The sequence below is a fragment of the Pseudomonas sp. YH-1 genome (assembly GCF_051990045.1).
In the GTDB taxonomy this organism is placed as follows: domain Bacteria; phylum Pseudomonadota; class Gammaproteobacteria; order Pseudomonadales; family Pseudomonadaceae; genus Pseudomonas; species Pseudomonas nicosulfuronedens.
Map to the genome: position 1 here is coordinate 4,714,852 of NZ_CP178184.1, position 9,568 is coordinate 4,724,419.

At 65.8% G+C, this 9,568-nt stretch carries 12 protein-coding genes; 6 read left to right on the plus strand and 6 right to left on the minus strand.

Translation table 11 applies throughout. The features are described from left to right. Positions 1 to 37: 37 nt before the first annotated feature. The gene (gene gstA / locus ACKI1H_RS21635) at positions 38 to 655 is read left to right on the plus strand and encodes a glutathione transferase GstA (protein ID WP_440466266.1); all 618 of its coding nucleotides are present in this window, start codon (positions 38 to 40) and stop codon (positions 653 to 655) included. A 131-nt stretch (positions 656 to 786) separates the two neighbouring features. After that, positions 787 to 1,197, plus strand: coding sequence for a hypothetical protein (locus ACKI1H_RS21640; RefSeq protein WP_440466267.1), 411 nt, complete (start codon positions 787 to 789; stop codon positions 1,195 to 1,197). Positions 1,198 to 1,235: 38 nt separating this feature from the next. Here ACKI1H_RS21640 and ACKI1H_RS21645 read toward each other — a convergent pair whose 3' ends face one another. Together ACKI1H_RS21645 and ACKI1H_RS21650 are read right to left on the minus strand one after the other, a co-directional pair. Then, on the minus strand, positions 1,236 to 1,556 hold the full coding sequence (locus tag ACKI1H_RS21645) for a DUF2388 domain-containing protein (protein WP_341785691.1): 321 nt from the start codon (positions 1,554 to 1,556) through the stop codon (positions 1,236 to 1,238). Next, on the minus strand, positions 1,547 to 1,996 hold the full coding sequence (locus ACKI1H_RS21650; RefSeq protein WP_138521089.1) for an N-acetyltransferase: 450 nt from the start codon (positions 1,994 to 1,996) through the stop codon (positions 1,547 to 1,549). Before ACKI1H_RS21650 ends, ACKI1H_RS21645 begins: the two co-directional genes overlap by 10 nt. 361 nt (positions 1,997 to 2,357) lie before the next feature. Between ACKI1H_RS21650 and ACKI1H_RS21655 the strand changes: the two genes are divergently transcribed. Further along, the gene (locus ACKI1H_RS21655; protein ID WP_138520897.1) at positions 2,358 to 2,672 is read left to right on the plus strand and encodes a DUF883 family protein; all 315 of its coding nucleotides are present in this window, start codon (positions 2,358 to 2,360) and stop codon (positions 2,670 to 2,672) included. 36 nt (positions 2,673 to 2,708) lie between these two features. Here ACKI1H_RS21655 and ACKI1H_RS21660 read toward each other — a convergent pair whose 3' ends face one another. Then, positions 2,709 to 2,936: a hypothetical protein gene (locus ACKI1H_RS21660; protein WP_081520531.1), complete on the minus strand. Its 228-nt coding sequence runs from the start codon at positions 2,934 to 2,936 to the stop codon at positions 2,709 to 2,711. Between the two features lie 415 nt (positions 2,937 to 3,351). Here ACKI1H_RS21660 and ACKI1H_RS21665 point away from each other — a divergent pair, with 415 nt between their 5' ends. Together ACKI1H_RS21665 and ACKI1H_RS21670 are read left to right on the plus strand one after the other, a co-directional pair. Beyond that, positions 3,352 to 3,729, plus strand: coding sequence for a DUF3509 domain-containing protein (locus tag ACKI1H_RS21665; RefSeq protein WP_440466268.1), 378 nt, complete (start codon positions 3,352 to 3,354; stop codon positions 3,727 to 3,729). A 2-nt stretch (positions 3,730 to 3,731) separates the two neighbouring features. Then, on the plus strand, positions 3,732 to 3,884 hold the full coding sequence (locus ACKI1H_RS21670; RefSeq protein ID WP_440466269.1) for a hypothetical protein: 153 nt from the start codon (positions 3,732 to 3,734) through the stop codon (positions 3,882 to 3,884). A 178-nt stretch (positions 3,885 to 4,062) separates the two neighbouring features. Here ACKI1H_RS21670 and ACKI1H_RS21675 read toward each other — a convergent pair whose 3' ends face one another. The 3 genes from ACKI1H_RS21675 to ACKI1H_RS21685 form a co-directional block, all read right to left on the minus strand. After that, positions 4,063 to 5,673 carry an arylsulfatase gene (locus tag ACKI1H_RS21675; RefSeq protein ID WP_440466270.1) on the minus strand — a complete coding sequence of 537 codons (1,611 nt, stop codon included), beginning with the start codon at positions 5,671 to 5,673 and terminating at the stop codon, positions 4,063 to 4,065. Between the two features lie 118 nt (positions 5,674 to 5,791). Beyond that, positions 5,792 to 6,619 (minus strand): ABC transporter ATP-binding protein, encoded by an 828-nt coding sequence (locus ACKI1H_RS21680; protein WP_440466271.1) that lies wholly within the window; start codon positions 6,617 to 6,619, stop codon positions 5,792 to 5,794. Beyond that, positions 6,616 to 8,217, minus strand: a complete 1,602-nt coding sequence (locus ACKI1H_RS21685; RefSeq protein ID WP_440466272.1) for an ABC transporter permease — start codon at positions 8,215 to 8,217, stop codon at positions 6,616 to 6,618. The genes ACKI1H_RS21680 and ACKI1H_RS21685 overlap by 4 nt, the downstream gene beginning before the upstream one ends. Before the next feature lie 256 nt (positions 8,218 to 8,473). Here ACKI1H_RS21685 and ACKI1H_RS21690 point away from each other — a divergent pair, with 256 nt between their 5' ends. Then, positions 8,474 to 9,535 carry an ABC transporter substrate-binding protein gene (locus ACKI1H_RS21690; protein WP_440466273.1) on the plus strand — a complete coding sequence of 354 codons (1,062 nt, stop codon included), beginning with the start codon at positions 8,474 to 8,476 and terminating at the stop codon, positions 9,533 to 9,535. Positions 9,536 to 9,568: the final 33 nt, after the last annotated feature.

Here is a 9,568-nt window from a genome sequence, read left to right on the forward strand (position 1 = left end):
GAATACTGGCCACCCATTTCCGACCAGAGTCCGCTCGATGAAGCTCTACTTCGCTCCCAACGCCTGCTCCCTCGCCCCGCACATCATCCTGCGCGAGCTCAGCCTGCCATTCTCGCTGGTACGCGTGAACAACCAGACCAAGCGCACCGCCGATGGCGGCGACTTCTACCGGATCAACCCCAAAGGCTATGTCGCGGCGCTGGAACTGGAGGACGGCACGGTGCTGACCGAGGGCGTGGCGATTCTACAGTACCTCGCCGACCTGCAGCCCGAGGCAGGCCTTGCGCCTGCCAACGGCACCCTGCAGCGCACGCAACTGCAGGCGCAACTGAACTTCATCGGCAGCGAACTGCATGCGGGGATGAGCCCGCTGTTCGACGGAGAAATCCCCGAACCGGTGAAGGACCGGCTGCGCGCGAAGCTGGCCAGGCGCCTGGATTACCTGGAACAGGTGTTGGCCGCGAATGGCCATCGCTTCGCGGAGCGCTTCAGCATCGCCGATGCGTATCTGTTCACTGTGCTGGGCTGGTCCGAACACCTGAAGGTCGATCTCGAGGCGTTTCCGGCGATCCACCGCTTCCGCCAGGAGGTCGCTGCACGCCCCTCGGTGATCCAGGCATTGCAGGCCGAAGCCCGGACGCCGGCCGTCGTCTGAGACGCCAGGCTGGATAACCGCTCGGCGGAAAATCGGGCGACCTATCGCGCAAGCCACACCTTCCGTGGTCCATCACAGAACCCCGGCCAGCCTTGCGCCGGGCATCGTGCAGTGAGCACAGGAGATTCTGGATGAGCGCTGACCCCGAGAGTTTCGCCGATGCCTACCAGTGCGCGCTGGTAGAAGTGGCCCTGCCGGTCTTCGCCCGCGCCAGCGAGTTCGCACGCCGGCACGGCCTGGAGTGCAGTGTCGAGTTGCTCGATGGTCGCCGCGACCTGCCGGAACTGAGCCTGAGGGTACGCAACTCCTGCCGCGATGCCGAACGCATCTGCCGCATCAGCGCCGACCGGCAGACCCAGCGCCTGTGCCATGAAAACCGCTGCGGAGAAACCGACGCCGATGTGAAACAGGTGATCGGCTCCCTGGCCTCGCTCAATGCGCTGGTGCTGGACACCCGGCTACTGGAGTTCTTCCAGACCTCTTTCTCCCTTCACCTGGACTATGCATCCAGCCGGCACGCCGGAAGCTACTGGACTCGCTGAGGCCACGCGTGCCGCCTGCTGCTGGCCAGCCGGACGCCTCAGCCCTGACTGGCCAAGGCCTGGGCCAACTGCAAGTCACTGAGCGTCGATTGCGGATGCGCCCTGCGGTATTCGCGCAACGCGTGTTCCAGTTGCGCGCCATGGATCCGCCCGGCGGAAGCGATATAGGCCAAGGCGTCATCGCGCGCCTGTTGGTAGGCCCGCGGAGAATGGCTGCTGGACTCGCTGGCCGCCGCCGTGCCAAGGCTGGTGCCGACGGTGAAGTGGTCGCTCGAGTTCCCCTTGCCATCCATCGCACTGGCCGGTCCTGCGACCGCCAGGACCAGGGCCGCCGCCCTGCCTGCCCGACTCATGAGCATCCGCAGGCTACCGGGCGTGCCATCCAGCCCATGCGCTTCTCGGGATGGCCGGTGTGTTCGTCCTCGCGCTCCTCCAGCACCTCGAAACCGTGCCGCTGGTAGAACGCCACCGCGCCGGCATTGGCCGAATAGACCGCCAGCTCCAGCATCGGCAGGTGAATCTTGGCGTCGCTCAGCAGGTGCGAGCCCAGCCCCCGGCCCTGGCATTCCGGTGCGACGAAGAGCGCCGCCAGTGCGCCGTCATGCAGGCTGTAGAAACCGCTGATGCAACCGTCGCTCTCGACGACTCGCGACGCTGCGGCCGGCAGGTAGACGTCGCGCATGTCCTGCAGGCGCTGCCGCCAGAAATCGGCATCGATGAAAGCGTGGGCCTGCTGCGAGGCCCGCAGCCAGATATCCAGCACCCGCTCCATGTCGTCGTCGCGAAAGTCACGGATCAGCATCGGCAGTCGTCTCCCGGTTCGTTGAAGTGCTCATGGCGTGGCGGGCGGCATCCTCGCACAAGCGATCGCCCCTGCGCGCCCCCGCGCGCTGCCACCAATCGTCGCACCTGCACAGCCTCCAACGATGGCAGAAAAAGGGCCGGCGAGCGCCTCTTGCACTCAAGCACGCCCGGCGCAAACCGTCAGGTTCCACTCATCAGAATCAGTGAACGACCGGCGGTCTGCGGGTTCTCTCGAAGGGGGCCGGCAGAGTCGCGAACGCGCGAAGCAGCGTGTCCCGATGCCAATGGCGGAGTGACGCCGGACAGCACAACTGCCCCCCGCGAATTCCAACCAGAAACAATCAAGGAGACAGTCAATGGGCAGCTATCGATGGTTCCCCTCTACCCGCAACAGTGGCGTGCAGGAGCTGCAATCCCTCGTGAACGACCTGGAAACCCTGCTGGCCAGCAGCCGGGATCTCACGGCAGAACAACTGCCGGCGTTCAAGTCGAGGCTGCGGGACCTGGTGGACGACAGCCGCGAAACCAGTGAACACCTGATTCATCGCAGCCGTCGGGCCATCCGCGCGAGCGGCGAGTATGCCGGTGAACATCCGTGGCAGACCGCTGCAGTGCTGGCCACCGCCGCCGGACTGCTGGCAGCGGCCTGCGCCTTGAGCCGCAGTCGCTGAGGCCCGAGCAGTGCGCGGCGGCACCGTCGCCGCTCACTAGTCGATGAAACTGTCGATCAACTCCAGGCCAAGGCTGCGCACCCGCCCGGCGCTGCTCAGCTCGTCGCCGTGGATGCCGACCACGGTGGTACAGGGCATGTCCGCCAGCTGGCTGCTGAGACGGATCGAATAGCGGCCACCCTCCTCCCGGTAGCAGGAGAAATTGAACAGCGGGTAGGCTTCGTGGAGCACCGCTTCCACGTCCAGGCGTCGGAACTGCGTCATGGCCACCTCCTCTCCCTGGGTCAACCCTGCCCGCTCGGTTGCCCGAGCGAAATGCTGGCGTTTGGCCCAGGCACCGGAGTTCTCCGGCACCGGCAAGCGGATCGCCAGCGCTGGCAGGCGTCGCTGGCAGCATTGGCACTGTCGCAACCGGTGAGAGTTTCGGACAGAAGGCCTGTCAATGCGGCGGGCATGGCAACAAGAAAGGCCGCGAGGCGTCTGGCCATGCATTTTCCAGCCTCTTGCCGGTGCAACCTTGCATCCTGCAAATGACCAAAGGCCAGCATGCTTTCTCGATTTCCAGCAATAACAACCTGTTAAACAGATGAAACAGTCTCTCCCGACCTGGCATGGCTGATGCGAGGTTTCAGGCTCAAGCCAGCACTCTGGCTTTTGCCAACCACCGGGAGGGATCGACATGTCCAGTTGCCGCAAGACGGCCATCGAACACTTGAGCCACCTGTTCAGCGACTACCGCCCACAGTTCACGACCAGGCCCGACGGCACGCTGCTCATCAACCTGCGCAATGCCAGGGGCAAGCGCTTGATTTCCCGGGTCATCCAGCAGGAAGAGCAGTCCAGCGCCGTGCTGCTGAACAACATTGTGGAGCGCATCCGTCGCGACCTGATGACCGTAGAGGGGCCGCTGGAGCAGGACAACATCGACTGGTTCCTCAAGCGCATCGAGCTGCAGACCTTCGTTCCGCTGAACCCCACCCACCGACCCCGCAAGGTGGTGGTGGCCGGCGCACGTCTGCGCGCCCTGGCTGGCAAGCAGGCCCACCAAGCGAGGTAAGCATGAAAACACCCGTGGACACTCCCGACCCCGACCCCAGAGTGACCCACGAGGAGTCATTGGAAGAGCAGGTGGACATCGAACCGGAGGACAGCCGACAGGAACCCCATCTGTCCGCTGCCCATCAGGACGGTCTCAAGGATGGGCCGACATAAGCCGATAAGACCGAAGGCCAGCGTAGCCAAGCCGATGGCAAGTGCATTCCGGTGGCCGCCGTCAGTCCAAGCAGTCGGGCGGCCGCCGGTTCTCTTCCCTGCTGTCGCACCATCCGCCGCAGCCCGAGGCTGCCGTCCCCTCCCGCACGAGCGGGAAGGAAGGCTGTGACGCTTGCGTTCAGCGTGCGAGGAACGGTGGCGGCGCGTCGATCACACCGGTCTCGTTGACGTACTGCTTGTAGTGCTCGATCAGCCTGTCCAGGCGTTCCGGCTCTGATTTCGCCAGGTCCTGGGTTTCGCCGGGGTCTTTGGCGAGGTCGTACAGCTGCCAGGTCGCCGGGCCGACCGGCGCAGGCAGGTAGACCGCCTTCCAGTCGCCCTGGCGGATGGCGCGCATGCCGAACAGCTCCCAGCCGGTAACGGTCTTCTCGTCGTGAGCCTGTTCCGTCTCGCCGGACAGCCAGCCCAACCACGACTTTCCGCGCACCTCAGCCACCTCTCGGCCGTGCCATTGCCTGCCCGGATGACGTACACCAGCCAGGTCGAGAATGGTCGGGGTGATGTCCATCACCGTGGAGAACGAGTGGCTGATCTCGCCCTGGCGCTGCAGCGCCGGGTAGCGCACCAGCGCCGGCACGCGGATGCCGCCCTCGGTGGTAAAGGCCTTGTACAGGCGCGACGGCGCGGTGGCGGCCTGGGCCCAGCGCGGGCCGTACCAGATGTAGGAGTTGGCGCGACCGATGTTTTCCAGGCTGTTGTCGTAGTGCTGGTCGAGGAAGCTCAACAGGTCCGGACCGAAGCGCGGGAAGGCTTCCAGCAGCGCGCCCTCGGCGCCGTTGTCGGACATGAACAGGACGAAGGTGTTGTCCAGCTCACCCTGCTGGCGCAGGTACTCGACGACCCGGCCGACGTTCCAGTCCAGGCGTTCCACCATCGCCGCGTAGACCTCCATGGCCCGTGCCGATCTGGCCTTTTCCTCGTCGGTCAAGCGGGCCCATTCCTTGCTGATCGCCAGCACCGGATGCGCCTTCACGTCGGCGTCGATCAGGCCCAGCTGCTTGAGCCGCTCCAGTCGCTCCAGGCGCAGTGCCTCCGGGCCGGCTTCGTAGCGGCCCTTGTACTTGTCCACTACCTCCTTGGGCGCCTGCAGTGGCCAGTGCGGCGCGGAGAACGGCAGGTAGGCGAAGAACGGGCGGTTCTGATCGCGCTCCTTGAGGTACTGGATCAGCTTGTCGCCGAAAGCATCGGAGGAATAGAAGTCCGCCGGCAGCTCGTCGATGAACCGGTCATCCTCGACGTACAGCGCTGGCGTGCCCTTGAGGATGCGCGGGGTGGTTTCGTCATAGGGGGGCTCGAAACCGTAATGGTTGGCCGCGCCCGGCAGCAGCGAGAAGGAGCGCTCGAAGCCGCGCGCGTGGGGCGCCTGCTCCAGTTTCAGGCCCAGGTGCCACTTGCCCGAGAGCAGGGTCTGGTAACCCGCCTCGCGCAGCAGCTCCGGCAGCGCCACCACGCGGTCGTTCAAGTAGCCCTCGTAACCCGGCTTGCCTTCCAGCTCCGGCGTCAGCGCCTCGGCCATGGTGCCGATGCCGGCGATGTGGTGGTCGGTGCCGGTGAGCAGCATCGAGCGGGTCGGCGAGCAGGTCGGCGCAGTGTGGAAGTCGGTCAGGCGCAGGCCTTCGAGGGCCAGGGCGTCCAGGTGCGGCGTGGCGATCTCGCCACCGAAGGCGCCGAGGTCGGAGAAGCCGAGGTCGTCGGCGACAATGACGAGGAAGTTGGGGCGTTTGCTCATGGTCGGACTCGGTAAGTGGGTGTCTTGTGTAGGAGCGAGCTTGCTCGCGAACATTCCAGAGCAGCCTGCTCGAAGAGCTTCGCGAGCAAGCTCGCTCCTACAGGGTTTGGTGTTTGGATCAGCAGGCAATGAACTCGAACGGCAGGTCTTCGACCCGCTTGAGCTGCGGCGCGACGTAGTCGCCCTCGCCTGTCAGCTCGTGCAACAGCGCTTCGCGCTGGCGCAGGAAGTCATAGCCACCGCGTTCGCGAGGATGCTCCAGCGGCACCTCGACGATGCGCTTGATACGCCCCGGACGCGGCGCCATCACCACCACGCGGTCGGCGAGGAACAGCGCCTCCTCCACGTCGTGGGTCACCAGCACGGTGGTAATGCGTTCGCGTTGGCGGATGCGCAGCAGCTCTTCCTGCAACTGCTGACGGGTCAGCGCGTCCAGGGCGCCGAAGGGTTCGTCCAGCAGCAGGATGCGCGGGCTGGCGACCAATCCGCGGGCGATGGCCACTCGCTGTGCCATGCCGCCCGAGAGCTGATGCGGATAGGCGCGGGCGAAGGCGGTCAAACCCACCAACTCCAGATAATCGGCCACTTTCGAAGCTTTGCCGGACTCACTCAGTGGTTCATTGACCAGGCCCAGGGCGACGTTCTGCTCCACGTTCAGCCAGGGGAACAGGCGGTGCTCCTGGAACACGATGCCGCGTTCGCCGCCAATGCCGTCGATGAGCGCGCCGTCGATGCGGATCTCACCCCGGAACTCACGGTCGAGCCCCACCAGCAGGCGCAGCAGCGTGGACTTGCCACAACCGCTGGCGCCGACGATGGCGATGAACTCGCCATCGGCGATCTCCAGGTCGAAACGTTCGATGGCCTGGAGCTCGCGGCCGTCCACGGGGAAACTCTTGGCGACCTGGCGAAAGCTCACCAGCGCCTGCGGTGCGAAAGCGTTCATGCGTGTCTCCAGCGCGTTACCCGCGCTTCGATGCGCTGGCCGAGGGCGGCCAGCAGGGCTCCGGTGAGGCCGACCAGCAACATGCCGGCGCCGACCAGGTCCATGCGGAAAAGTTGTTGCGCGCCGATCATCAGGCTGCCGATGCCACCGTCCGAGGGCATGAAGTATTCGGCGCCGATGGTGCCGAGCCAGGCGTAGATCAGCGCCAGGCGTACCCCGGCGAACACCGACGGCGCAGCACCCGGCAGCACCAGCCGACGCAACCTTTGCCAGGGCGAGAGACGCAGCGCGATGGCCGCTTCGGTGAGCTGCGCCGGCAGGCTGGCGATGCCGCGCTGGGTCGCCAGCAGAAGTGGGAAGAAGGCGGCCAGGCCGACGAACACCACCTTGGCCAGCTCGCCGAGCCCGAACCAGGCGGTGAGCAGCGGTACCCAGGCAAAGATCGCCACTTGGCGCAGTGCGGCAAAGGACGGTCCCAGCAGCCGCTCCGCCGGGCGCCACAGGCCAAGCCCCAGGCCGAGCAGGAAGCCCAGCGAGCCGCCCAGCAGCAGTCCGGCAAGCGTGCGTTGCAGGCTGGCGAACAGCGCAGTGGTCAGGCTGTTATCCAGCAACCCGTCCCACAGCGCGACCGCCACCGACGCGGGGCTGGCGAGAATGGCCGGATCGACCCACTCCAGCACACTCGCCGCCTGCCAGATCGCCAACAGGCCCAGCGGCAGCAGCCAGGGTTGCAGACGCTCCCAGCCCTTGCCTGACGCGCTACGGCGGAACTCGCCTGCAGCTTGCTGCGGCCAGTGCACCAGGCGCCGGTCCAGCGCCTGGATTCCTCGATCCATCGCCGCGCCGACCAGACCGATGACCAGGATGCAGACGAACACGATGTCGAGCATGAACAGCTGCCGCGCCTGCACCATCAGGTAGCCGATGCCTTCGCTGGAGGCCAGCAGTTCGACTGCCAGCAGCGAGGTCCAGCCCTGCGCCAGTGCCAGGCGCACACCGGTCAGGAAAGCCGGAAGCGCCGCCGGCAGGATCAGCCGCCACAGCAACAGCCGGCGTGGCAGGCGCAGCACGGCGGCGGCCTCGCGCAGACGAGGCTGCGCGTCGCGTACGCCAACCAGCGTGTGCAGCGTCACCGGCACGATGATGGCCTTGATCAGCACCACCAGCTTGAGTAATTCGCCGATGCCGAAGAACAGCATGAACAGCGGAATCCAGGCCAGGGTCGGGACCTGCGCCAGGGCACTGAAGGTGGGCAGCACCAGACGCTCGGCGCGGCGACTGAAGCCGAGCCAGGCGCCCAGTGCCAGCCCGCTGAGGATACCGGCCAGCAAGCCCCAGAGCAGACGTTTCAGGCTGATGCCCAGTTGCTGCCAGAGCTCACCGGCCAGCAGCTCGCGGCCGGCCTGCAGCACCAGCTCGGGCGTGGGCAGAATTTGCGCGGACATCCAGTGCCGGTGGCTGGCGGTCCACCAGAGCACCGCGATGGCCAGCGGCACCAGCCACGGCAACAGAGGTTCGAGCCCGCGCCAGCCGAAGGCGGAAGGCCTCAGGCGCGGGCTGGGAAGAGCAAGGCGATACGGCTTCGTAATATTCTTCATTGGAATATAAATAGTTATATCAATGCATTTATGAGCTAACACTGGCCATTTAAGGGAAGGCCTGGGCGCTCATCCAATGCATTCGCCGAATATTTTTTATGCCCTCCGGGCATCTGCCCGCGAAGCCCTGTGGTTGTTCGCTTAGCTCGAATGATTACTAAAAAATGCGTTTTTATTATTTTGTTGATGGACCGCACCATGCCTTTAGTGCGGGCGCCGGAGCCAGTCGCGCTCCCTACTGCTGGAGGCAGGCGCCATGAAGGCCCTCACTACTCAATTGCTGTCCCTTTTCGCTGCGCCGGTACTGGCCGGCCTGCTCGGCGCCTATCCGCTGGTCACCCAGGCCGCCGACCCGCTGAAGGAAATCCGCATCGCCGTACCCGACGTCAGCGCCGGGCAGAACCACTCCGGCGGCGGCGTGGTGGACATCCTCTACACCCGCCAGATATTGGAGAAGGAGTTCGCCAAGGACGGCATCCAGGTCAAATGGAGCTTCTTCAAGGGCGCAGGCCCGGTGGTCAACGAAGCCTTCGCCAACGGCCAGGTGGACTTCGCCTACCTGGGCGACCTGGCGGCGATCATCGGCAAGTCCAGCGGCCTGGACAGCCGCGTGCTGGCCGCCACCGCGCGCGGCGTCAACCATTACCTGGGCGTGCAGCCGGGTTCGGGAATCAAGACCCTGGCCGACCTCAAGGGCAAGCGCGTGGGCATCTTCCGCGGCACCGCCAGCCAGCTCTCCTTCGACAACGCCCTGGCCAGCGCGGGCCTCGCCGAGAAAGACCTGAAGGTCATCAACCTGGACTTCAGCGCCGCCCTCGCCGCCCTGGCGGCGAAGCAGATCGATGCCACCTGGGGCCTGGCCGGCCTGTTCGCCCTGCGCGACAAGGGCCTGGCGGAAATTCCCCTGAGCACCCATGACCTGGGCGGCGCCGGGACCCTGCAGGCACTGCTGGTGGGCAATGGCGAGTTCGTCGATGCGCACCCGGAGATCACCGAGCGCCTGCTGAAGGTGCAGTTGCAGGCCGTGCAGTGGGCCAGCGCCGAGGCCAACCGTGACGCCTTCATCGACCTGGTCTCGCAGCAGGCCGGCTATCCGACGGTGATCTTCAAGAGCGAATTCCAGGGCCGGCCGCTGGCGGAAGTCCTGTCACCGAAGCTGGACGCCGACTTCCTCGGCCGACTGGATGCCTCGATCAAGGCAGCGAAGAGTTACGGCCTGATCCGCCGTGACTTCCAGGCCGCCGACTGGGCCAGCCCGGCGCTGCAGGACGCCGCCAGTCGCGAGATGGCGGCACAGCCGGTGGCGGCGGTGCAGTAGTCGCTCGGCGCTCACCCATCCTACGTTCGAGGT